The following is a 21,880-nucleotide window of genomic DNA, read 5'->3' as shown; positions in this document are numbered from 1 at the left end:
AATGTGATGGAGGAGTTGACCTCCCGGCGCAAGGGGCTCGTGCTGGCCGTCCTGTGCGCCACGATGTTCATGGCGATGCTCGACAACGTCATCGTCAACAACGCCCTGCCCCGCATCGGGCAGCAGCTGCACGCCGGCGTCAGCGGACTCCAGTGGGTGGTCGAGGGGTACGGCCTGGTCTACGCCGCCCTCCTGCTCACCGGCGGCACACTCGGCGACCGGTACGGCCGCAGACGGATCTTCCTCACCGGACTGGCGCTGTTCACGGCGGGATCGGCGGCGGCGGCGCTGTCCGGGTCGATCGGCCTGCTGATCGCCGCGCGGATGCTGCAAGGACTCGGCGCGGCACTGCTCACGCCGGGCAGCCTGTCGATCCTGCGGCACGTCTTCACCGACGAAAGGGAGCGGGCCCGGGCTGTCGGGCTCTGGTCCGGCGTCTCCGCCCTGGGCCTGACGATCGGTCCGGTCCTGGGCGGGCCGCTGGTGGACGCGTTCGGCTGGGCCAGCGTGTTCTGGGTCAACGTCCCCATCGGAGCGGCAGGGTTGCTGCTCGCCGCCCGGGTGCTCCCGGAGTTCGCGGGCCGGGCCAGGCGAGTGGACCTTCCGGGCCAGTCGCTGTCGGTGCTCGGCTTCGGCGCGCTGGTCTACGCCCTCGTCGAAGGGCCGGCCCGCGGCTGGACCGACGTCCGTGTCCTGACCCTCGCGGCGGTGGCGGCAGCAGCCCTGTCGGCCTTCGTCGCGGTCGAACTCCGCACCTGCGAACCCATGTTGGACCTGTGCTTCTTCCGGGACCCGATGCTCAGCGGAGCCGCGGTGAGCGGATTCATGATCAGCTTCGGCATGTTCGGCGCGTCGTTCTTCCTGCCGTTGCTCATGCAGGACGTGATGGGCTGGGCGCCGTCGGGCGCGGGCCTGGCAGGGCTGCCCATGACCGCGATGATCGCCGTCGCGGCGCCGCTGTCCGCCGCACTCACCACGCGCCGCGGCCCGCGGATTCCGCTGGTGACCGGCCTGACCCTGTGCGCGGCGGCGCTCGGCGGCCTCTCGCTCTACGGTGAGCACGCCCGCTACCCGGAGTACCTTTGGGTGTTGCTCGCCATGGGAACCGGGATGGGGATGACCTTCACACCGGTGTCCGTCACGGTCATGAAGCGCGTTCCGCTCGACCGGGCCGGCATGGCCTCCGCGACCCTCAACATGCTCCGCGAGATCGGCGGCGTCGTCGGCGTCGCCGTCCTGGGAGCCGCCCTCAGCAGCCGGCTGGCCGCCACGCTGACCGGATCGCTCGACCGGATCGGCGTACCCGCCGAAGCCCGCCGCTCCATCGCGGCCTCGGTCGTCGGCACGGGTGCGGACCGGACCCGGGTGCCGCCCGCGTCCGTCCAGGAAGCCGTGGACGCCGCCTTCGTCGAAGGGCTCCATCTGGCGCTGCGCTGCGGCAGCGTGGCCCTGGCCGCGGCGGCGGTGCTCGTGGCCGTCCTCCTGCGTTCGGTGTCGAGCCGGGGCGCCGCCCCCGTCGGCGAACGTGAATTCAGCACAGCGCCGCAGCATGTGCACCAGGAAGAGGGCTGAACGGCCGCCACTTCCGGGCGGTTCAGCGGGCGTAAGCCTCAAATCACCCATAGATGACGTCTCTTGGGCTCTTCTTGGGCTGCGCATTCCCCTGGCATGAACGGTTCATCGAGAGAGTGACCCCTACCGTTTGATCCATTTCCGCGCCTCCGCCGCGGCCCGGTTCTACGCGGATCACACGGCGACCGACCACACGTGCGAAGAACCGCATCGCAGGGGGTTCTATGAGATCAAACCGCGCCAAGATGCGCGCCGGAGTGAGCCTGGCAGCGACACTGCCGATGCTCGCCGGCGCGCTGGCGCTCGGCATACCCGCGGCGCACGCCGCGGACCACCCGGGCCGGGACGCGCTCGTGGGCACCAAGCCCGCGTGGGCCACCGCCAAGGCCGACAAGGGCGCCGCCTCCGACGGCGCCCAGGTCACCGCCCGGGTCTATCTGGCGGGCCGGGACGCCTCCGGCCTCGCCGCCTACGCGAAGGCCGTCTCCGACCCCGAGTCGGCGAAGTACGGCCACTACCTGAGCGCCGGTAAGGCGCAGGCCCGCTTCGGCGCGACCAAGGCCCAGGTGGCCGCGGTCAAGTCGTGGCTGAGGTCCGCGGGCCTGAAGGTCACCGGCGTCACGCGGCACTACGTCACCGTCACCGGGGACGTCGCCGCCGCCGAGAAGGCCTTCGGCACCCAGCTGCACAACTACGTCAAGGGTTCCCGGACCTACCGCGCGCCCGCGAAGACGGCCTCGGTGCCGGAAAGCCTGAAGGGCGCCGTCCTGACGGTCACCGGCCTGGACAACGCCCCGCACAAGGCCACTCACGACGACCAACTGCCCCCGCCGGAGACGGTGTTCCGCAACTCCGGACCGTTCTCCTCGTACTACGGCTCGAACATCGCGAGCACGCTGCCGGACGCCTACGGCGGGAAGATCCCGTACGCGGTTCAGGGTTACACCGGCAAGCAGCTGCGCGCCGCCTACGGCGCGGGCAAGTACACCGGCAAGGGTGTCCGGGTCGCCATCACCGACGCGTACTCCTCGCCGTACATCGCCTACGATGCGCAGACCTACGCGAAGAAGCACGGCGACGCGGCCTGGAGGACCACCCAGCTGCACCAGGTGCTGCCCAAGAAGTACACGCACACCGGTCCCAAGGAGTGCGGTGCCGCCGGCTGGTACGGCGAGGAGACCCTCGACGTCGAGGCCGTGCACGCGGTCGCGCCGGCCGCGGACGTCACCTACCTGGGCGCCGCGTCCTGCTACGACGACGACCTGCTGGACACGCTCAGCAAGGTGGTCGACAACCACCTCGCCGACATCGTGTCCAACTCGTGGGGCGACGTCGAGGCCAACCAGACGCCGGACCTCGCGGCCGCCTACGACCAGGTCTTCCAGTTCGGCGCCGTCGAGGGCATCGGCTTCTACTTCTCCTCCGGCGACAACGGCGACGAGGTCGCCAACACCAAGGTGAAGCAGGTCGACACCCCGGCCAACTCGGCTTGGGTCACGGCGGTCGGCGGTACCTCGCTGGCCGTCGGCAAGGACGACAAGTACCTGTGGGAGACCGGCTGGGGCACCGAGAAGGCCGTGCTGTCGGACGACGGCACGAGCTGGGTGAATTTCCCCGGCGTGTTCACCTCGGGTGCGGGCGGCGGCACCAGCAGGACGGTCGCCGAGCCCGACTACCAGAAGGGTGTCGTCCCGAACGCGCTCGCCACGGCCAACGACCCGGCGGGCAACCGAGTCGTGCCGGACATCGCGGCGGTCGGAGACCCGAACACCGGCTTCAAGGTGGGCCAGACGCAGACTCTGCCGGACGGGACGCTCGGCTATGACGAGTACCGCATCGGCGGCACCTCGCTCGCCGCGCCGGTCATCGCGGCCGTCCAGGCGCTCGCCCAGGAGGCCCGCGGCGGCAAGGCGATCGGCTTCGCCAACCCGCTGATCTACGCCCGGTACGGGTCGAAGGTGTACTACGACGTCACGGACAGGCCGACGGGCAACGACCTGGCGGTGGCCCGCGTCGACTTCGCGAACGGCTACGACGCGACGGACGGCCTGATCACCTCGGTCCGCAGCCTCGGCAAGGACAGCTCGCTGTCCGCGGTGAAGGGCTACGACGACGTCACCGGCGTGGGCACCCCCGCGAACGGCTACGTGGAGTCGTACCGGCTGCGCTGACAGCCGTTCGACGCATCATGCGCCTGCCTCTCGGCGAGAGGGGCAGGCGCATTTCGCATTTCACGACGATCGCGGCAGTTGAGCTCCGCACAACCCACAGACGGGACTGATCGTGTCGGTACTGCCGCAATGGGGGCAGCGCCTTTGCCCGCCCTCCGCCGATTCCGTTGACGCGCCCTCCGTATGACTGGCCGGCGGAACGCCTTCCAGTTTCGCCGAGCCCGCCCCGGAATTCGACGAGCCTCGCATCGAGGCAACGCGCTTCAACCGAGTTGCCCATTTTCGTCCCCACCACAGTGACAAAACTGCACCTCCATACGCTGATTGAAATGAACCACGTAGAGCCAAGGCGCACGCAAGGGCGGAATTTCGGAGAAATCAGCCGATCACCCAATCCTCCTGCGACCGACTCGCATCGACTTTACCGGTCAACACACATTCTCTGACGGAACCATTGCTTCCAGGATCAGATTTTCATCAAGTTCCATTTATTCACTTGTGCGTTTCCTGTGCGGGAGTCGAAGATCGACGAGCGCGATCAACCTGCATGCAGGCATGACCACCACCTCCGTGCGCGCCCGCACCACCGGCGGGCGCCCTGCCGAAGGAACCCGTGTGAGACGCACTTCTGCATCGCTCCGCCTGGCCGCTCTGGGGGCTGCGACCATCGCCGCCCTCGTCACCGGTCCCACCGTCCTCGCTTTCGCGGACGACGCCGACCCCGCCGACGCGACCTACGACGCCGACTTCACCGAACAGGAGACCGACACGCCGGCCATCGCCCACTCCGTCTTCACCAACACGCCGGACCACACCACCGGTCTGGTGGGGAATGCGGCGGCGGCTGCGACCATGCCAGGGGGCAGTTGGCCCGACTACACTGCCAGCGGTTACGGCTCCACCGTCAAGTGGGGTGGTCACTTCCGCGGCGTGGTCGAGGACCTGAACCGCGGCACCCGGATCGAGGCCCTGATCCACCTCATGGAACCGGGCGGCGACCCCGACCGGGAACGCGGTGTGTACGGCCGGGCCGACTGGTACGGCAACACACAGAGCTGCTACCCGACATCGATGTCCAGCGCCAGTTGCTCCACGGCCTGGTATCACACCGACCACAGCGAAACCGGCCGCGAGAACGCCAACACCACCTGGCAGTACTGGTACCAGTGGGACGAGGTACATCCCGAGTACAACAGCGGCCGCGGCGCCCTCAAGGGCTGCATCGACGTGAAGTGGCACAAGGATAAGTGCACGGCCACGATCATCCGCGGCTCGCACTACAACTGATCGGCTCCTCGCCCCGGTCCGTGACCGATCGGGCGAACGACTGATCTGAGGATGCGCGGGGCGACTGCGACCCGCCCCGCGCATCGGCCCCCCACCCTCTCAGCGGATCGGCAGCCATGCAACCAACCGTCACCCTCACCGACGTCCACTTCGGCTACCGCAGACGCCCGGTGCTCCATGGGGTCAGTGCGATGCTCACACCGGGTATGAACTTCGTCGCGGGTGTCAACGGCGCTGGAAAGACGACGCTGTTCCGGCTCGTCCTCGGGGAACTCCGCCCACAGCGCGGCACCATCAGCCCTTCGGTGGGCGACATCGGATATCTGCCGCAGTCCTTCGGGTTCCCGCCCCGGTTCACCGTGACGGACTTCGTCGAGCACTTCGCCTGGCTGCATCGTGTACCGCGCTCGATCAGGGCAAGCAGCGTCCGGCGAGCGCTGGAGCGCGTCGGCCTCGACGACCGCGCCGGTGACCGTATGCGTTCCCTGTCCGGCGGGCTCCTGCGCCGCGCCGGCATCGCCCAGGCTCTGGTCCACAACCCCGCGTTGCTGCTTCTGGACGAGCCGACGGCCGGGCTGGATCCGCACCAGCGTGCCGAACTGCGCACTCTGCTGCCCGAACTGGCTCGGACGACGACGGTCGTGGTGAGTACCCACCTCTTGGAGGACGCCGAGGCCATGGGCGGCAACCTGGTCGTCCTGAGCGAGGGCAAGGCGCGTTTCACCGGCCCGGTCTCAGAGCTGTCCGCCCGTGCCGAAGGCGGCTCCGGATCCCTGCAGCAGGCCTTCCTGGAGCTGACCGGCCCTCGCGGAGGTGATGCGCAATGACCCTGTGGCGGATCTGGACCCGCACGTCCTACGCACCGTTCTTCCTTGCGATCGCCGCAGTGATCGAGCTGCTCCTCCGGCTGGGCGATCCCAGCCCTCGATTCCGCTTCGAGTGGCCGTGGGCCACAGTCCTCGCGGGCGAGTGGCTGGTGTTCGGCGGAGCCGTGATCGCCGGGACGGTGGCGTGGGAGGCATGGCTCACACGACGCCGACTGGACGCTTTCCTCACCGGTCCCTCACGTGGCAGCGCCAATGTCTTCGCCGTGTGGGCCGGAGCGGCGACCTGGTGGACCATGCTGCACACCCTTTTCCTTGCCGTCCACCTCATGGCCGCTTCCCTCTCCGACGCCGTCGGCCCGGTGCAGCCGCTGATCATCGCGGTGCAGTACATCGCCGTTTGGGGGTTCTGCGCCCTGGGTGCGCTGGTCGGCTGGTATCTGCGCTGGGTCTTCGCGGCTCCTTTGCTGACCCTCGCCCTGGTCGCCGTCGTATTGTCCGGTGCCGAGGCCCAGCGCATCATGTGGTTCACCTCCGCGAGCAGCCTCCTGGGCTGGCAGCCGGTGACGTCGAGCTACGCCTTGCAGGCGGCTGTCTACGCCGGAGTGCTCGTCGTGGTACTCGGGCAACTGTTGCCCACTGTTCTCCGGCGCGGCCTGCTCGTGGCAGGGCTCGTCCTCTCGCTGGTCACCGTGCCTGCCGCCGCCTCCGGCCGCTCGTACTGGAAACCGGCTGTCTCCGCCGCACACTGTGCCCGCCAGGCCGACGGGCTCACCGTGTGCGCCGGCGACGGCTTCGAGTCGCTGTACCCCCGAGTCGCCGCAAGCCTGACCCCGGTCGTACGACGCATGCGGGCATGGGGAGTCGAACCTCCGGTCACGTACGTCATCGCGGCAGGTGACTCGGTCAGGATCCCGGACCGCCGGGACGGCGTCATCTCCGTGGCTGCCGTCAACGGGCGTACGCACGTACCACCGGCCGCACTGGTCATGGCCGCCACCATCCAGACGGGCTGTGCCCGTCCGACAAGTGAGCAGGTGGAGCGCCAGGCCATTCTGTACGGCTGGTTCCTGCGGGAGTTCGGCACCGATGCACCGGGCCGCTATCCCCCGCAACCGGTGCAGCAACTGCGCTCCTTGGACACCGCTACGCAGCGGGCCTGGGTCCAGGAGGCCTACGCCCGGGCATGGGCCTGCGATCGGACGACTCCCACCTACCCGGACGGGGTGACACCATGAGGGCACCGACTCTGGGCGCCGTGAAGCCCGCACTGGGTTTCATGGCATCGCGCTGCTCACTGGTGTCCCTGCTCGGCGCGAGCCTCGCGGTCTTGCTGGCGGCCGTGGTGACACCGTGCGACGTGCCGACCCTGGCGATGTCGGCTCGGCAGCCTCTGGCCCCGTTCGCGCCCGCGGTGGCCGCGCTCGCGGTCGGACTCCTCTTGGACAACCCGATGCCGCATCTCGAAGCCCGGACGCCGCGACGGCGTCTGTACGGCGCCCGGGTAAGCTGGTACGCGACTGTTCTGGCAAGTGCCACGGCCACCGCGGCCGCCATGCTGCCGCTCGCTGCCCCTGCCTGGCACGGAATCATGCTGCGCAACGCCGTGCTGCTGACCGCGGTGGCGGCCCTCGCCTCGGTCGGCGTGGGACATCGCGCCGCCTGGCTGGCGGTTCTCGTCGTGGCCCTGCCCGAACTGCTCGCAGGCGTCGACGACAGCCGTGGTGCGCGGTTCTGGGCGGTTCTCGTGCAGCCCCTGGATTCGATGACTTCCGCACTGGTCACCGCTGGTCTGGCCGTGCTGGCCCTCGCCTGCTACACGCGTTGGGACACGCGTCCGCTTGCCGGGCTGCCCGCCGCCGGTGCCTGACTCCGGCGTCTTCGCCCGCCGGCTCCCGTATGCCGGTCGGTGCCACCGGCGACCTTCCGGGCGGCGGCGCCGACGACGTCACTCATCTCCTGTCCAGTCGACAGTCATACGGCGTCGACGCATCCCGCACGACTATCGCGTCGGTCTGACGATTACACTGGCGTCGTGTCTCCGTCTCCGTTGAACTTCTGGTCGATCTATCAGCACGGCTTCGCGCGGGTCGCCGCCTGCACGGGCCACACCGTGATCGCCGACCCGCCCGCCAACGCCGAGGCGGTGCTGCGGCAGGCGCGCCGGTGTGCCGAGGAGGGGGTCGCCGTCGCGGTCTTCCCGGAGATGGTGCTGTGCGGCTACTCGATCGAGGACCTGCTGCTCCAGGACGCGCTGCTGGACGGCGTCGAGGCGGCCCTCGCGAGCGTGGTGGCCGGGTCGGCCGAGCTGCTGCCGGTGCTGGTCGTCGGCGCCCCGCTGCGGCACCGCAACCGGATCTACAACTGCGCCGTGGTCGTGCACCGCGGGCGGATCCTCGGTGTCGTGCCGAAGTCGTACCCGCCGAACTACCGCGAGTTCTACGAGCGCCGGCAGCTCGCCGGGGGCGACGACGAGCGCGGCGGGACGATCCGGGTCGGCGGCGAGGCCGTGCCGTTCGGGGTGGACCTGCTCTTCGATGCCGCGGACGTGCCCGGGCTGGTGCTGCACGCCGAGGTCTGCGAGGACATGTGGGTGCCGGTGCCGCCGAGCGCGGAGGCCGCGCTGGCCGGCGCGACCGTCCTGGTCAACCTCTCCGGCAGCCCCATCACGGTCGGGCGGGCCGAGGACCGCAGGCTGCTGTGCCGTTCGGCGTCCTCGCGCTGCCTCGCCGCGTACGTCTACGCGGCGGCCGGCCTGGGCGAGTCGACCACCGACCTGTCCTGGGACGGGCAGGCCATGATCTACGAGAACGGGGCGCTGCTCGACGAGTCGGACCGCTTCCCGCTCGCCGACCAGTACGCCGTCGCCGACGTCGACCTCGACCTGCTGCGGCAGGAACGGCAGCGGATGGGCACCTTCGACGACAACCGGCGCACGCACAGCGCGCGCACCGGCGACTTCCGCACCGTCACGTTCACGCTGGAGCCGCCGCTCACCGACCTCGGGCTGCGGCGGCGGGTGGAGCGGTTCCCGTTCGTGCCGGCCGACCCCGACCGGCTCGCGCTGGACTGCTACGAGGCGTACAACATCCAGGTCGCGGGCCTCCAGCAGCGGCTGGCCGCGATCGGCGGGCCGAAGGTGGTCATCGGGGTGTCCGGCGGCCTCGACTCCACGCACGCGCTGATCGTCGCCGCCCGCGCCATGGACCGCGCGGGCCGCCCGCGCAGCGACATCCTGGCGTTCACCCTGCCCGGGTTCGCCACCAGCGACCACACCAAGGACAACGCCCACAAGCTGATGAACTCGCTCGGCGTCACCGCGGCCGAGCTGGACATCACGCCGACGGCACGGCTGATGCTGAAGGAGATGGGCCACCCGTTCGCCTCCGGCGAGCCGGTGTACGACGTCACCTTCGAGAACGTGCAGGCCGGACTGCGCACCGACTACCTGTTCCGGCTCGCCAACCAGCGCGACGGCATCGTCCTCGGGACCGGTGACCTGTCGGAGCTGGCGCTCGGCTGGTCCACGTACGGCGTGGGCGACCAGATGAGCCACTACAACGTCAACGGCGGGGTGCCGAAGACGCTGATCCAGCACCTCATCCGCTGGGTCATCAGCAGCGGCCAGTTCGACGAGGAGACCGGCCGCACGCTCGCCGCGATCCTCGACACCGAGATCAGCCCGGAGCTGGTCCCCGGCGAGGAGATGCAGTCGACGGAGTCGAAGATCGGCCCGTACGCGCTGCACGACTTCACGCTCTTCCACGTGCTGCGCTACGGCTTCCGGCCGTCGAAGATCGCCTTCCTGGCCTGGCACGCCTGGCACGACCCGGAGGCCGGCGCCTGGCCGCCGAACTTCCCGGAGGCCAAGCGGGTGGCCTACGACCTCGCGGAGATCCGGCGCTGGCTGGAGGTGTTCTGCCGCCGCTTCTTCGCGTTCGCCCAGTTCAAGCGCTCGGCCATGCCGAACGGGCCGAAGGTCTCGGCGGGCGGCTCGCTCTCCCCGCGCGGCGACTGGCGCGCCCCGTCGGACGGCAACGCGCGGGCCTGGCTGCGGGACCTGGCCCGGTTCGACGACGCGGAGGCGGAGCGCTGACCGACGGGCGCACGGGCCCCCGCCAGTCGGCAAGCACCGAGCTCCGACCCGAGCGCGTGGGGCCGGGGACCCGGCTTCCCGGATCCTTCCCGGAACTGTGGCTTCCACCACGGCGAACGCGATCTTGACATGGTGAGATCAACGAATGCTCGGTCTACTCCTTCGCGTCCTGCCGTTCTGGGTCCGCGAACCCCTGCTCATCGTGATCGGGGCCGTTCTCGGCCTGCGCCTCATGTATCTCGCCGTCCACGACCGGTCCTGGGTCGGGGCCGGTATCGGTGTGGTGTTCCTGGTGTTCACCGCGATACGCGTCCACATGGTGACGCGGGCGCTTCGCGCACGGCGGAACACGGGCCCGGCGGCCTCCACGGACGTGGCGGTGACCGACACCGCCGCCGCCCAGGCGCCAGCTCAGGCCCGGCCCCTGGCCGGAGCCGGAACGCGTCCCGGCCCGAACACGCCGCAGAAGGAGCCCAACGCGTGGGGCCAAGCCGTCGCGGCCGTGGCCCTGTTCGGGGTAGTCGGGGCCGTGCTGTGGGTGGGTCAACGCGTGCTGCCGTCCCACGACGGCACGCCGCAGCCCGCTTCGTGTTCCGGTACGGAACACGAGAAGCCGCCGAAGGCCTACGAGAAGACGCCCCGGCCCGTGACCGGTGACGAGCTGTGCGAGGCGCTCAACCGGCCCGACCTGGCCCGGCTCCTCGGAACGCCCGGAGAGACCGCGTCCACGGCTTCCGGCACCGACGGCACCGCTCCCCTGACTGACAGGAAGGTCGCCCAGCCGGAGGCCGAGATCACGTTCGACACATACACCGTGAACCTCTCGGCCACTTACGACGAGCTGTCGACCGCCCAGTACGTGAAGCTGATCAAAATCGCGGGTGACGAGGTCGAGAAGGACCTCAAGACAGTCACGGTTCTCGGCCGGCCCGCGGTCTTCACTTCGGATCACACCGCGCAGTTCGAGATCAGTCTCGGGGGTGGCGAATCCGCAGGCCCGGTCACCCAGGGACCGCCGACCAGGACGCTGTCCGTAGCCCTCGACCGGAAGGACCGGGGCGGCTCCTACGACATCACCGTCTGGAGCAAGTCCGGAGCGCTCCCGGACGACAGGGTGCTCCTCGACATCGCCGAGAAGGTGCTTCCCGCCATCCCGGAGCAGAACGCTGCTTGAGGGTCGTCTGTTCCACCCGCCTGAAGGTCAGTACCGCAGGCCACCGACAACCGCCCCGTCGGGCCGCCGTTCACCTCTTGAGCGAGGCGACGAAGGGGGCCCAGGCGGCGCCGGTGAGGAGCAGGGCGGGGCCGTCGGGGGCCTTTGAGTCCCGGACGGGGACCAGGCCGGGGATGTTGTCGGCGACTTCGACGCAGTCGCCGCCGCTGCCGTTGCTGTAGGTGGACTTGCGCCACAGGGCGGCGCCTGGGAAGTCGCTGGCGACCTCGACGCAGTTGCCGCCGTCCTCGTTGCTGTGGCTGCTCTTGAACCAGAGAGCGTCACTCAAGTCGATCCCGTTGCTTGCCACTTCGATAATCCTCTGCCGCCGCCTTGATCATGGCCAGGGACGTGTCTGGTGACAGCGCTACGGCCCTGAGCCGATCGTATGCCTTGCGGTACCGCTCCACGAGGGCTGGATCGTCGACGGTGTCTCCGCTGTAGGACGCCTCGGTGTATACGAGGGGCGGAGCATCCGGAAACGTCATGGTCATGATGGAGGCGGCCATCAAGGGGTACGCCTTCTGATTTCGCGGGACGATCTGCGGAGTGATTCGGCGCCGGTCCGCCAGCTCCGCGATGCGGTCAAGCTGCCTGCTCATGTCCTGCGCCCCCAGCAGCGGTTCGGTGATCAACGACTCGTGCAGGATGACCCAGTACTCCGGGGTGCTGTGGTCTGCCTCGAAGAGGTCGGCGCGCGCCATCCGGGCGTTGACCTTCTCCTCCACCTCGGCGTCGGCGGACAGCGGGAGGCCCGCCAGGATGACGGCCCGCGCGTAGGCCGGAGTCTGGAGCAGCCCTGGGATGAGCGTTGGGCACCATTCCTCGATGGTCAAGGCATACTTCTCCGCCTCCAAGACCTTCTCGAAATAGACGGGATGCCCGGCTCTCCGCGCCCTCCGCACGTCCTCGCAACGCCGCTCGAAGAAACCGTCGGTGCCCAGCACACGATCCGCATGGCGGGCCAGATCGACCGGCATCCGGCGCTGCCCGCGCTCGATGTCGCTGAGGTACGTCTTGCCGTAGAAGCTGCCTTCTAGGAACGCCTCCAGCGACAGTCCCGCCGCCTCCCGCTTCCACCGCAACTCCTTGCCGTAGAAGTCGGGGACGCTGATCGAACCGTCGATGTCCTTGCGTCGGACCATGTGCTCACCGCCGTAACTCACCGTGCCGTTTCCGCCGTTCGCGTCGCGGACGCGAATCGCCTTCCACGCTAGCGGGCCCGGCGACAGTCTGTGAGGTGTTCGTCACACACCGCTCAGAAGGTTGTCACCCCCCATGCCCGACCGCTCCCCCACGCCCTACGACGTCACCCTCTGCGTCGAGAACCTGCGCACCGCCCTCGCCCTGCACGGCATCACGCTGCCGTCCCTCCGCGTGGACCTGCCGAGCTTCGCGGGCACGTACTCCCCGCCCGCCGGTCTCGTCGCGCTCGGGAACTGCAACACCGCCACGGCCCACGCGCTCGCCACCGCCCTCCGCAGGACGGCGGCCGACCGATGACCTTCGAACTCAGCCTGCTCGCCACCCCGAAGGCCGTGCCCGAGTTGCGCCAGCGCCTCCGCGACCTGGACTTCGACGTCCTGCTGTGCGCCACGGAGCTGGTGACGAACGTGATCGACCATCTCGGCGAGGGAACCCCGGTGACCGTCCGCGTCACCAGTACGCCCCACGGCCACACCCGCGTCGAGGTCACCGATCCGGACCCCCGCGCACTGCCGACGCTCCTGTCCGCCGCCGAGACGGCCGAGTCGGGCCGCGGTCTGACCCTGGTCGACGCACTCGCCCGACGATGGGGCGTCGACCAGGGAGCGGACCGCAAGACGGTCTGGTGCGAACTGGGAGAACGACATCATGGGTCAGCCGGTCGTCCTGACGGGCGCACTGCTGCGTCCCCGGGGCCGACCGCCGAGCTCGGCGTCGAGTGTCTCCTGAGCCACCCGCATGGCCGCGGCGTACACGGGGTCCCGCAGCCTCTTCCACATGTCGTCCTCGGAGACGTCCTCCACCCGGCTGACCACCCACCAGATGTTGCCGAAGGGGTCCTTGATCCGCCCTCCACGCTGTCCGAAGGCATCGTCGGCCAGGGACGTGACGACACGGCCGCCGGCTGCGACGGCTTGTGAGAACGCCTCCTCCGCGTCGGCGACGAAGACACGCAGCAGGCTCGGCATGGTGGGCCAGTCCGCGCGCCGGTCGAAGGCCAGCACCACGGTGTCGCCGACTCGGATCTCACCGTGCCCGATCAGGCCGTCCTCGGTCGATACCCGCCCGAGTTCGTCTCCCCCGAACGCCTGGGCCACAAAGTCGAGGAATGCCCCCGTGTCGTCGGTGACGACCCAGGGAGCAACGGTGGTGTAGCCCTCCGGCGCGGCGCTGGTCTGCTCGATCATCGCGGTCCTTTCGCTGACGTTGATTGCCGGCAGCGACGATGGACAGCAAATAGGTCAGTTCCTGTCCTGGACATCGGCGCACTCGCGCCGCAACCGAGCCGATGTCCAGGAAGGGCGGGGTGAAGGTCCGTCAGGACCGGCTGGTGACCGGGCGCATGGCGAGGCCCTCGGTGGCGGCCCAGTTCGTGACGCGCTGGCCGTCGTCGGCCGGGAACGACGCGACGGGCATGGACACGTTGATCGGGTCTTCGGCCTTGGTCTCGCCGCCGGGGCTGCCGAGGGTGAGGGTCATGGACTTCACGTCGTAGCTGTCCATGTGGCCGCCGGTGGCGAGCAGACCGGCGTACGCCTTCTCGCCGGGAGCGAGGCTGAAGGGCTCCTCGGCCGCGTCACCCTCCAGGACCGGTGCCGGGCTCTTGGCGTCGCCGAGCGTGACCTCGGGGGCGTTCTGGACGTCACACTTGTTGTCGCCCGTGTTGGTGGCGACGAGGAGGATGCGCCGAACCGGGTCACCCTTCGCGTCGTAGTCCGTGGCCGAGATCGACAAGTCCTCCAGGGTGCAGAGGGGGAAGCCGGACGCGCTCGTGCCGCCGGTGTCCCCGCTCTCCTCGCTTTCGCCGCCGCTGTCGCCGGGCGGCGTCGCCGTCGCGGTCGCCGTCGCCGAACTCGTCGCGCTGGGCCGGGCCGAGGACTTGGATTCGGCCGCGGTATCGCCGCCACCGGACTGGCACGCCGTGGTTGTCAGCAGCGCGGCGATCGCCGCCGCACCCAGGGCGCAGGCCCTCCAACCGCTGCGGCTCTCGCCGTTTCTGCGGGCAGTGGCGTTCATGGTGTCTCCCCCGTGATCGGTGTGCATGGTCTGTGTCGTTTCGACAGCAGGGCGATTCTGCACCGGGAATCGCCCATAACTGGCCATCCCCGGAGCTCTGTTACCGATCAAGTACGGGTCCGCCGGAAGACGGTGCCCCACAACCGTTCAGGAGGCGGAGCCCAGGTCAGTGGTGCGACATCGCCGGCTCGTCCGGGACGTGCGCGGCGACCACGCGGCCCACCCGGACGACCTCGCGGCGCCGGTCCACCGCGAACGCCGTGCCCGCCACGCCCAGGCCGAGGACGGCCAGCGCCGCGCCCGCCAGTGCCGGGGAGGTCGGGCCGGAACCGGACGCGAGGGCCAGGCCGCCGATCCAGGCGCCGCCGGCGTTGGCCAGGTTGAAGGCGGCCTGGTTGGCGGAGGAGGCCAGGGAGGGGCCGGCCGCCGCCTTCTCCATCACCATCAGCTGGAGCGGGGAGCCCGTGACGAACGCCGCCAGGCCGAGCAGGGTCACCGCGGCCGCCGCGCTCCACTCGGCGCGCATCAGCACCGGGAAGAGGAGCAGTACCGCCGCCAGCGAGGTCAGCCCGCCGAAGAGGGTGCCGCGCATCGAGCGGTCCGCCAGCCGGCCGCCCAGCAGGTTGCCTGCGGTCGCGCCGACGCCGAACAGGGCCAGCAGCACGGTGACGCTGGCGTCGGCGTACCCGGCGGCGTCCGTGAGCATCGGGGTGATGTAGCTGTACGCGGCGAACAGGGCGCCGAAGCCCGCCACCGTCGTGCCGAGGGCCAGCCAGACCGGAAGGGAGCGCAGGGCGGCCAGCTCGCCGCGCAGGCCCGCGGCCGGGGCGGGCGTGTGGTCGTGCGGGAGCAGCAGCGCCAGCGAGGTGATCGCCGCGAGGCCGATCGCGCTGACGCCGAGGAACGTCGCCCGCCAGCCCAGGTGCTGCCCCATGAGCGTGGCGGCCGGCACGCCGACGACGTTCGCGACCGTCAGGCCGAGGAACATCAGCGACACGGAGCGGGCCTTGCGCTCCGGCGCGACCAGGGTGGTGGCGACGACCGCGCCGACGCCGAAGAAGGCGCCGTGCGGCAGTCCGCTCAGGAAGCGGGCCGCCAGCAGCCAGTCGTAGCCGGGCGCGAGCGCCGAGAGCGCGTTGCCGGCGACGAACAGCGCCATCAGGCCGATCAGGACCGTGCGCCGGGCCAGGCGCGCGGTGCCGGCGGCGAGCAGCGGGGCGCCGACGACGACGCCGAGCGCGTAGGCCGACACCAGGTGCCCGGCGCCGGGGACGGACACGTGCAGGTCGTCGGCGACGTCGGGCAGCAGGCCCATCATCACGAATTCGGTGGTGCCGATGCCGAAGGCGCCGACGGCCAGGGCGAGCAGGGCCAGAGGCATGGAGGGGCCTGTGCCTTTCCAGGGGAGAGCGAAGTTCCGGACCAGTTTATGTTCAATGGCGGAACAAAATCTCCCCGGGCCGGTATTCCGGCGGGTCAGGAGCTCGTGTCGAGCCTCACCCGGGCCGCCACCGGCAGGTGGTCGCTCGCGGTCCTCGGCAGCGTCCAGGACGTCACCGGCTCGATGCCCTGCACCATGATCTGGTCGATCCTCGCCATCGGGAACGTGGCCGGCCAGCTGAATCCGAAGCCGCTGCCCGACGCGCCCTGCGTGGAGCGCATCTGGGAGGTGACGGCCTTCAGGGCACGGTCGTTCATGGTGCCGTTGAGGTCGCCGAGCAGGATCTTCCGGGGCAGCTTCTCGTCGGCGATGGCCTCGCCCAGCGCGTCCGCGCTCTTGTCCCGCTGCCGTGCGGTGAACCCGGCCTCCACCTTCACCCGCACCGACGGCAGGTGGGCGACGTACACCGCGATCGGCCCGTAGGGGGTCGTGACCGTGGCGCGCATCGCGCGGGTCCAGCCCAGCTTGATGTCCACCGGCTTCACGCCGGCGATCCGGTACTTGCTCCACAGCCCGACCGTCCCCTGCACCGAGTGGTACGGGTACGTCGAGGCCAGCGCCTTCGCGTAGACGGGCACCGCCGAGGCCCTGAGCTCCTCCAGGGCCACCACGTCGGCACCGGAGGCGGCCACGTCGCGGGCGGTGGCCGACGGGTCGGGGTTGTCGGCGTTGACGTTGTGCGTGGCGACGGTGAGGTCGCCGCCGCCGCCGGTCTTGTCGGTGAGCAGGCCGCCGAAGACGTTCAGCCAGACGACCGCCGGCACCAGCAGCGCGATCAGCGCGGTGGCCGACCTGCGCACCAGGGCGAGCAGCAGCAGCACCGGGACGAACAGGCCCAGCCAGGGCAGGAACGTCTCGGTGAGGCTGCCGGTGTTGCCGATCGCGTTCGGGATCCGCGCGTGCAGCAGCATCACCAGCGCCAGGATCACCGCGAGCGCGGCGAGGACGATGCCGCGCCGCCAGATTCTGGGGTCCCCGCGCCAGCCGGCGACCAGTCGGCCGAGCAGGCGCCGGAACGTGGCTCCCCGGCGCCCGGGACCCGGGCCTCCGTTCTCCGTTTCCGTCATGTACGCCTGCTGCGCCATACCGTCGCCTCACTGCCTGCCGTGCACACCGTACGTCCCCCCGTGCCCTAAGACCCTAGGGGATGATCGGCTCCGTTCTCGCCGCCCCTGGGCGGCCGTACAGGCACTGGGACGACGCAACCGGTCGCGGGGGTTCCGCGGGCCGCGCGGGAAAGCGCGCTCTGTGACGAAACGCGCACAGACGGCCTACGCGGCAGGCGAACTGACGGGCCGTAGCCCATCCAGAAGCGTGTCCACGATCTGCTCGGACAGGCCCTCGGGCAGGTCGGCGTCCGGGCGCATGACGGTGCGCAGCAGCATCGGGCCGACGAACAGGTCGCTCAGCAGCTCCACGTCGACGTCCGGGCGCAGTTCGCCGCCGGCCTGCCCGCGGCGCAGGATCTCCACCTGGAGCCTGCGGCGCGGCTCGACGACCGTCCCGTGGTACGCGGCCCAGATCTTCGGGCTGGACTTCATCTGGGCGAAGACGTTGTGCAGCAGCACCGAGGACCGGGTCAACAGGCCGCGCCGGCGCTGCTGTTCCAGCAGCGCCACCAGGTCGTCGCGCATCGAGGTGCCCGGCAGCAGCGGGTCCGGGGGCTCGGCGGTACGGATGACGTCGACGAAGAGGGCCTCCTTGCCGCTCCAGCGGCGGTAGATGGTGGCCTTGCCGACCCCGGCGGTGCGGGCGATGCGCTCGATGGAGAGCTCGGCCAGCGGCACGCCCTCCTCCAGGAGCTTCATCACGCCCTCGACGATCGCACGCTCGACCGCCTCGCTGCGGGGGCGTCCCCGCACGGGCACCTCGGGCGCGACTGGGCTGTCGGCCAGGCTCACTTCACTGGGTCCTCTCGTCATCGCGGACCGGTCGTCCGGGCGTTCGGCCGTCCGAGCGGCTGGGCGTTCGGACGTGCGGGCGGCTGGGCGTTCGGCCGTCCGAGCGGCTGGGCGTCCGGTCGCGGGTCGTCCGGTCGTCCTGCGCGGGTACGTCGAGCATGCCCGGCGGGGATGTCGTCGTACCCGGAAGGGCGGAAGGTGTCATTCCGTCGCCGTCACCAACTCCTGCTCCGCCTCGTTCTCCTGACCGGCCGGCTGCCTGCCCGGCAGGAAGAGCGCCACGACGACCACGCCGACGGCCGCCACACCCGCTCCCCACAGCGCGGTCACGTGCATCGCGTGCAGGAACGCGTCGTTGGCGGGCGTGACCAGCGCCCTTCCCTGCGGGCCGAGCTTGGCGGCGACGCCGAGCGTGGCCTCGATGGACTCTCCGGCGGTGTCCCGCAGGCCGGCCGGGAGCGCGCCCAGCTTGCCCTCGATGCCGTTGCGGTAGGCCGTGGACAGCGCCGAGCCCAGGACCGCGATGCCGAGCGCGCCGCCGACCTGGCGGAAGGTGTTGCTGAGGGCGGAGGCGGAGCCGGCCTTCTCGCGCGGCAGGGCCTGCATGATGACGACGCTGACGGGGGTCATGATGTGCGCCATGCCGGTGCCCATGAGGAAGAAGACGACCTCCAGCACCCAGATCGGGGTGTCCGCCTGGAAGGAGGCGAACGCGGCCAGGGTCGCCACGATGACGATCATGCCGCCGGTGGTCGTCGCCCTGTTGCCGAAGCGGTCGACGAGCAGCCGGGCGCGCGGCGCGAAGATCATCTGGGCGGCGGCCAGTGGCAGCATCAGCACGCCGGACTTCAGCGGCGTGTAGCCGCGCACGCTCTGCATGTAGAAGACCGAGAAGAAGGTCACGCCCATCAGCGCGAAGAAGACCAGCGCGATGGCACCGATCGCGGCCGAGAAGACCCGGTTCCTGAAGTACGTGACGTCGAGGGACGGGTGGTCGCTGCGCTTCTCGTACCACACGAAGCCGGCCAGTACGAGCAGGCCGGCGGCGATGGTCGCCAGCACCGTGACGTCGGTGAAGTCGGCGAGCTGGCCGCCCTTGATGATGCCGTAGACGAGCAGGACCAGGCCGACGACGGACAGCACGACGCCGACCGGGTCGACGCGGCCGGGCTTCGGGTCGCGGGAGTCGGGTACCAGCCACAGCATCAGCGCGAGCGCCAGGAGCACGATCGGCACGTTGATGAGGAAGACGGAGCCCCACCAGAAGTGGTCCAGGAGCAGACCGCCGGTGATCGGGCCGATGGCGATGGCCAGGCCCACGCCGCCGGCCCAGATGCCGATGGCCTTGGGCTGCTCGTTGCGCTCGAAGACGTTCATCAGGACGGCGAGGGTGGCCGGCATGACGAACGCGGCGCCCAGGCCCATCACGGCGCGGAAGAGGATCAGCTGGGCCGGCGAGCCGGACTCGGCGGCCAGGGCGGAGCCGATGCCGAACACCGCGAGGCCGCCGAGCAGGACCTTCTTGCGTCCCAGCCGGTCGCCGAGGAGCCCGGCGGTGAACAGCAGTCCGGCGAAGACGAGGGTGTAGGCGTTGATCGCCCACTCCAGCTCGCTCTGCGTGGCGCCCAGTCCGGTGGGGGCCGGCGTCGAGATCGTCTTGATGGCGACGTTCAGGATCGAGTTGTCGAGCACGACGATCAGCAGGCTCAGCATCAGCACGCCGAGGATCGCCCAGCGGCGCCGGTGCACCGCTTCCGGTATGCGGCCGGCCGCAACGGGTGGAGTGGTCATGACGTCCAGCCTAGGCGCCTTCCGATACGAGACCGTGCCGTATCGTAAATGTTTTGCCCAGTCCTTACGTGAGTCCTCACGTGCCTTATGTGAGTCCTCACGTGACGGATCCCCCACTGGTCCTGCCTGTCGCGAGGTGCCACCATGGAGGGGATCCGGGGACGCCGGCAGGGCGCCTCGAGATGACTGAAGGAGCCGTTGCAATGACGCAGCTTTCGGCTGCCCAGACCGTGCAGAACGGGCCCTCCGACGGCAGCAGGGCGCTGTACGGGGGCAAGGGCACGCGCCGCATCACCGTCCGCGACATCGCGCTCGCCAAGGAGCGCGGCGAGAAGTGGCCGATGCTCACCGCGTACGACGCCATGACCGCCTCCGTCTTCGACGAGGCCGGGATCCCGGTGATCCTGGTCGGCGACTCCGCGGGCAACTGCCACCTCGGGTACGACACGACCGTGCCCGTCACCCTCGACGAGATGACCATGCTGTCGGCCGCGGTGGTGCGCGGCACGCGGCGCTCCCTGATCGTGGGCGACCTGCCCTTCGGCTCCTACCAGGAGGGCCCGGTGCAGGCGCTGCGCTCGGCGACCCGGATGGTGAAGGAGGCGGGCGTCGGCGCCGTGAAGCTGGAGGGCGGCGAACGCTCCCACGAGCAGATCCGCCTGCTGGTGGAGTCGGGCATCCCGGTCATGGCGCACATCGGCCTCACCCCGCAGTCCGTCAACGCCATGGGCTACCGGGTACAGGGCCGCGGCGAGGAGGCCGCCCAGCAGCTGCTGCGGGACGCGAAGGCCGTGCAGGACGCGGGCGCGTTCGCGGTGGTGCTGGAACTGGTGCCGGCGGAGCTGGCGGCCGAGGTGACCCGGGTGCTGCACATTCCGACGGTCGGCATCGGCGCCGGTCCGGACACCGACGCGCAGGTGCTGGTCTGGACGGACATGCTGGGGCTGACCTCCGGCCGGGTGCCGAAGTTCGTCAAGAAGTACGCGGACCTGCGCACGGTCATGACCGACGCCGTGAAGCACTTCGCCGAGGACGTCACCGGCGGCGTGTTCCCCGCGGAGGAGCACTCCGTCCACTGAGCCACTGAGCCACGGAGCCGTCGCGGCACGGGGCACTCCGTGCAGTCGCGGCTCCGTGCACTGAGCCACTACGGCACCAAGGCAGCCCGCCGATCTTCCCCCGTCGGCGGGCTGTCGCCTTTTCCGGCGCCTGTGGGCTGTCGCCGGGCGGTGTCGGGGGCGCCGGGGTGTCGGGCGCAGGGGTGTCGGGCGCCGGGGTGTCGGGCGGGCGGCCGGTCGGTACTGGCGGCGGGTGACCGGGCGGTCTACCGACGGGGCGGCCCGGGGCGACCTGCGGAAGGTCTACCCGCGGTCGCCCAGCGGTGTACGGGCGGCCCCGGCGGCCGAGGCCGGGCGGGCTGCCGAGCGGCGCGAGGCGTGGCGGGCTGCTGACCGCCGCCCGGGGCGGTCCGCCGACCGTCGCCGGGCGGTTCCGGCGGCGGGTGACCACGTGGGGTGTCGGTGGCGTGTCGGAGGACTGTCGGTGGTGACGGGAGCGTGTCGGTGGGGTGTCGGCCGGGGCTGGGAGCGTCTTCGGCATGACGCGAATCGACAACGAACCCAGTGGCGGCGGTCTGGCCGTCACCGTGCGGGGGCTGGTCAAGCACTACGGCGAGACCAAGGCGCTGGACGGCGTCGACCTGGACGTGCGCGAGGGCACCGTGATGGGTGTGCTCGGGCCGAACGGCGCCGGCAAGACCACCCTCGTGCGGATCCTGTCCACCCTGCTCGCCCCCGACGCCGGCCGGGCGACCGTGGCCGGCCACGACGTCGTGCGCCAGCCCCGGCAGCTGCGCCGGGTGATAGGGCTCACCGGTCAGTACGCCTCCGTCGACGAGAAGATCCCCGGCTGGGAGAACCTGTACATGATCGGGCGGCTGCTCGACCTGTCCCGCCGGGACGCCCGGGCGCGCGCCGACGAACTGCTGGAGCGGTTCTCGCTCACCGACGCCGCCCGGCGGCCGGTGCACACCTACTCCGGCGGCATGCGGCGGCGGCTCGACCTCGCCGCGTCGATGATCGGGCGGCCCGAGGTGCTGTTCCTCGACGAGCCGACCACCGGGCTCGACCCGCGCACCCGCAACGAGGTGTGGGACGAGGTCAAGGCCATGGTCGGGGACGGCGTGACGGTCCTGCTGACCACGCAGTACATGGAGGAGGCGGAGCAGCTCGCCGGCGAGCTGACCGTCGTCGACCGCGGCAAGGTGATCGCCGGCGGCCGCGTCGACGAGCTGAAGGCCAGCCACGCCCGCCTCCTCGGCGATCGCCTTCGCGGTCAGCGGATTGTCGCCCGTGATCATCAC

Annotated in this window: 20 protein-coding genes and 1 pseudogene; 13 read left to right on the top strand and 8 right to left on the bottom strand. The window is 70.5% G+C overall.

Annotated features, from left to right (window positions below):
• Positions 1 to 6: 6 nt before the first annotated feature.
• The 8 genes from AB0G63_RS35125 to AB0G63_RS35090 all read left to right on the top strand — a co-directional run bounded on the left by AB0G63_RS35125 (position 7) and on the right by AB0G63_RS35090 (position 11,124).
• The gene (locus AB0G63_RS35125; RefSeq protein WP_360758795.1) at positions 7 to 1,572 is read left to right on the top strand and encodes an MFS transporter; all 1,566 of its coding nucleotides are present in this window, start codon (positions 7 to 9) and stop codon (positions 1,570 to 1,572) included.
• Between the two features lie 224 nt (positions 1,573 to 1,796).
• Complete coding sequence (locus AB0G63_RS35120; protein WP_360758793.1) at positions 1,797 to 3,743, top strand: S53 family peptidase; 1,947 nt, start codon at positions 1,797 to 1,799, stop codon at positions 3,741 to 3,743.
• Positions 3,744 to 4,358: 615 nt separating this feature from the next.
• Entirely contained in the window at positions 4,359 to 5,030 is a 672-nt protein-coding gene (locus AB0G63_RS35115) for a hypothetical protein (RefSeq protein WP_360758791.1), read from the top strand.
• Between the two features lie 116 nt (positions 5,031 to 5,146).
• Complete coding sequence (locus AB0G63_RS35110; RefSeq protein ID WP_360758789.1) at positions 5,147 to 5,857, top strand: ATP-binding cassette domain-containing protein; 711 nt, start codon at positions 5,147 to 5,149, stop codon at positions 5,855 to 5,857.
• Positions 5,854 to 7,092, top strand: a complete 1,239-nt coding sequence (locus AB0G63_RS35105; RefSeq protein WP_360758787.1) for a hypothetical protein — start codon at positions 5,854 to 5,856, stop codon at positions 7,090 to 7,092. Before AB0G63_RS35110 ends, AB0G63_RS35105 begins: the two co-directional genes overlap by 4 nt.
• A gap of 20 nt (positions 7,093 to 7,112) precedes the next feature.
• Positions 7,113 to 7,724 (top strand): hypothetical protein, encoded by a 612-nt coding sequence (locus AB0G63_RS35100; RefSeq protein WP_360758785.1) that lies wholly within the window; start codon positions 7,113 to 7,115, stop codon positions 7,722 to 7,724.
• 180 nt (positions 7,725 to 7,904) lie between these two features.
• Entirely contained in the window at positions 7,905 to 9,950 is a 2,046-nt protein-coding gene (locus AB0G63_RS35095) for an NAD(+) synthase (RefSeq protein ID WP_360758815.1), read from the top strand.
• A gap of 145 nt (positions 9,951 to 10,095) precedes the next feature.
• A complete protein-coding gene (locus tag AB0G63_RS35090; RefSeq protein ID WP_360758783.1) occupies positions 10,096 to 11,124 on the top strand; it encodes a DUF6215 domain-containing protein in 1,029 nt (342 codons plus the stop codon).
• 70 nt (positions 11,125 to 11,194) lie between these two features.
• On the opposite strand, the gene AB0G63_RS35085 is transcribed toward AB0G63_RS35090, so the two are convergent.
• Positions 11,195 to 11,452 carry a DUF397 domain-containing protein gene (locus AB0G63_RS35085; protein ID WP_360758781.1) on the bottom strand — a complete coding sequence of 86 codons (258 nt, stop codon included), beginning with the start codon at positions 11,450 to 11,452 and terminating at the stop codon, positions 11,195 to 11,197.
• Complete coding sequence (locus AB0G63_RS35080; RefSeq protein ID WP_360758779.1) at positions 11,445 to 12,308, bottom strand: helix-turn-helix transcriptional regulator; 864 nt, start codon at positions 12,306 to 12,308, stop codon at positions 11,445 to 11,447. Before AB0G63_RS35080 ends, AB0G63_RS35085 begins: the two co-directional genes overlap by 8 nt.
• A gap of 133 nt (positions 12,309 to 12,441) precedes the next feature.
• Here AB0G63_RS35080 and AB0G63_RS35075 point away from each other — a divergent pair, with 133 nt between their 5' ends.
• Positions 12,442 to 12,666 carry a hypothetical protein gene (locus tag AB0G63_RS35075; RefSeq protein WP_360758777.1) on the top strand — a complete coding sequence of 75 codons (225 nt, stop codon included), beginning with the start codon at positions 12,442 to 12,444 and terminating at the stop codon, positions 12,664 to 12,666.
• A pseudogene (locus tag AB0G63_RS35070) lies at positions 12,663 to 13,010 on the top strand (ATP-binding protein); the annotation flags it as partial. The gene AB0G63_RS35075 and the pseudogene AB0G63_RS35070, both read left to right, overlap by 4 nt.
• A gap of 12 nt (positions 13,011 to 13,022) precedes the next feature.
• On the opposite strand, the gene AB0G63_RS35065 reads toward AB0G63_RS35070, so the two are convergent.
• Both AB0G63_RS35065 and AB0G63_RS35060 read right to left on the bottom strand, forming a co-directional pair.
• Entirely contained in the window at positions 13,023 to 13,556 is a 534-nt protein-coding gene (locus AB0G63_RS35065; protein WP_360758775.1) for a VOC family protein, read from the bottom strand.
• Between the two features lie 130 nt (positions 13,557 to 13,686).
• Positions 13,687 to 14,103 carry a DUF4232 domain-containing protein gene (locus AB0G63_RS35060; RefSeq protein WP_360758773.1) on the bottom strand — a complete coding sequence of 139 codons (417 nt, stop codon included), beginning with the start codon at positions 14,101 to 14,103 and terminating at the stop codon, positions 13,687 to 13,689.
• On the opposite strand from AB0G63_RS35060, the gene AB0G63_RS35055 reads away from it, so the two are divergent.
• Entirely contained in the window at positions 14,087 to 14,401 is a 315-nt protein-coding gene (locus AB0G63_RS35055; protein WP_360758771.1) for a hypothetical protein, read from the top strand. The genes AB0G63_RS35060 and AB0G63_RS35055 overlap by 17 nt on opposite strands.
• A gap of 150 nt (positions 14,402 to 14,551) precedes the next feature.
• Here the strand turns inward: AB0G63_RS35055 and AB0G63_RS35050 are convergent, their stop codons facing one another.
• The 4 genes from AB0G63_RS35050 to AB0G63_RS35035 all read right to left on the bottom strand — a co-directional run bounded on the left by AB0G63_RS35050 (position 14,552) and on the right by AB0G63_RS35035 (position 19,518).
• Positions 14,552 to 15,766, bottom strand: coding sequence for an MFS transporter (locus AB0G63_RS35050; RefSeq protein WP_360758769.1), 1,215 nt, complete (start codon positions 15,764 to 15,766; stop codon positions 14,552 to 14,554).
• A 95-nt stretch (positions 15,767 to 15,861) separates the two neighbouring features.
• Positions 15,862 to 16,911 carry an endonuclease/exonuclease/phosphatase family protein gene (locus AB0G63_RS35045; RefSeq protein ID WP_360758767.1) on the bottom strand — a complete coding sequence of 350 codons (1,050 nt, stop codon included), beginning with the start codon at positions 16,909 to 16,911 and terminating at the stop codon, positions 15,862 to 15,864.
• A 186-nt stretch (positions 16,912 to 17,097) separates the two neighbouring features.
• A complete protein-coding gene (locus AB0G63_RS35040) occupies positions 17,098 to 17,727 on the bottom strand; it encodes a TetR/AcrR family transcriptional regulator (protein WP_360758765.1) in 630 nt (209 codons plus the stop codon).
• A gap of 201 nt (positions 17,728 to 17,928) precedes the next feature.
• The gene (locus tag AB0G63_RS35035) at positions 17,929 to 19,518 is read right to left on the bottom strand and encodes an MFS transporter (protein ID WP_360758763.1); all 1,590 of its coding nucleotides are present in this window, start codon (positions 19,516 to 19,518) and stop codon (positions 17,929 to 17,931) included.
• A 203-nt stretch (positions 19,519 to 19,721) separates the two neighbouring features.
• Between AB0G63_RS35035 and panB the strand changes: the two genes are divergently transcribed.
• Both panB and AB0G63_RS35025 read left to right on the top strand, forming a co-directional pair.
• A complete protein-coding gene (gene panB / locus AB0G63_RS35030) occupies positions 19,722 to 20,597 on the top strand; it encodes a 3-methyl-2-oxobutanoate hydroxymethyltransferase (RefSeq protein WP_360758761.1) in 876 nt (291 codons plus the stop codon).
• A 518-nt stretch (positions 20,598 to 21,115) separates the two neighbouring features.
• Positions 21,116 to 21,880 (top strand): ATP-binding cassette domain-containing protein (locus tag AB0G63_RS35025; RefSeq protein ID WP_360758759.1); only part of this gene is annotated, 765 nt, incomplete at its 3' end.

The organism is Streptomyces sp. NPDC020996, assembly GCF_040641355.1.
In the GTDB taxonomy this organism is placed as follows: Bacteria; Actinomycetota; Actinomycetes; order Streptomycetales; family Streptomycetaceae; genus Streptomyces.
The sequence above is the reverse complement of the archived record's forward strand: the minus strand, read 5'-3'. Positions and strand labels throughout refer to the sequence as shown.

Excerpts from the sequence above, each read along its gene's own strand:
- AB0G63_RS35125 (WP_360758795.1), top strand. The coding sequence starts at position 7 with ATGGAGGAGTTGACCTCCCGGCGCAAGGGGCTCGTGCTGGCCGTCCTG.
- AB0G63_RS35120 (WP_360758793.1), top strand. The coding sequence starts at position 1,797 with ATGAGATCAAACCGCGCCAAGATGCGCGCCGGAGTGAGCCTGGCAGCG.
- AB0G63_RS35110 (WP_360758789.1), top strand. The coding sequence starts at position 5,147 with ATGCAACCAACCGTCACCCTCACCGACGTCCACTTCGGCTACCGCAGA.
- AB0G63_RS35105 (WP_360758787.1), top strand. The coding sequence starts at position 5,854 with ATGACCCTGTGGCGGATCTGGACCCGCACGTCCTACGCACCGTTCTTC.
- AB0G63_RS35090 (WP_360758783.1), top strand. The coding sequence starts at position 10,096 with ATGCTCGGTCTACTCCTTCGCGTCCTGCCGTTCTGGGTCCGCGAACCC.
- AB0G63_RS35080 (WP_360758779.1), bottom strand. The coding sequence starts at position 12,308 with ATGGTCCGACGCAAGGACATCGACGGTTCGATCAGCGTCCCCGACTTC.
- AB0G63_RS35075 (WP_360758777.1), top strand. The coding sequence starts at position 12,442 with ATGCCCGACCGCTCCCCCACGCCCTACGACGTCACCCTCTGCGTCGAG.
- AB0G63_RS35065 (WP_360758775.1), bottom strand. The coding sequence starts at position 13,556 with ATGATCGAGCAGACCAGCGCCGCGCCGGAGGGCTACACCACCGTTGCT.
- AB0G63_RS35050 (WP_360758769.1), bottom strand. The coding sequence starts at position 15,766 with ATGCCTCTGGCCCTGCTCGCCCTGGCCGTCGGCGCCTTCGGCATCGGC.
- AB0G63_RS35045 (WP_360758767.1), bottom strand. The coding sequence starts at position 16,911 with ATGGCGCAGCAGGCGTACATGACGGAAACGGAGAACGGAGGCCCGGGT.
- AB0G63_RS35035 (WP_360758763.1), bottom strand. The coding sequence starts at position 19,518 with ATGACCACTCCACCCGTTGCGGCCGGCCGCATACCGGAAGCGGTGCAC.
- panB (WP_360758761.1), top strand. The coding sequence starts at position 19,722 with ATGACGCAGCTTTCGGCTGCCCAGACCGTGCAGAACGGGCCCTCCGAC.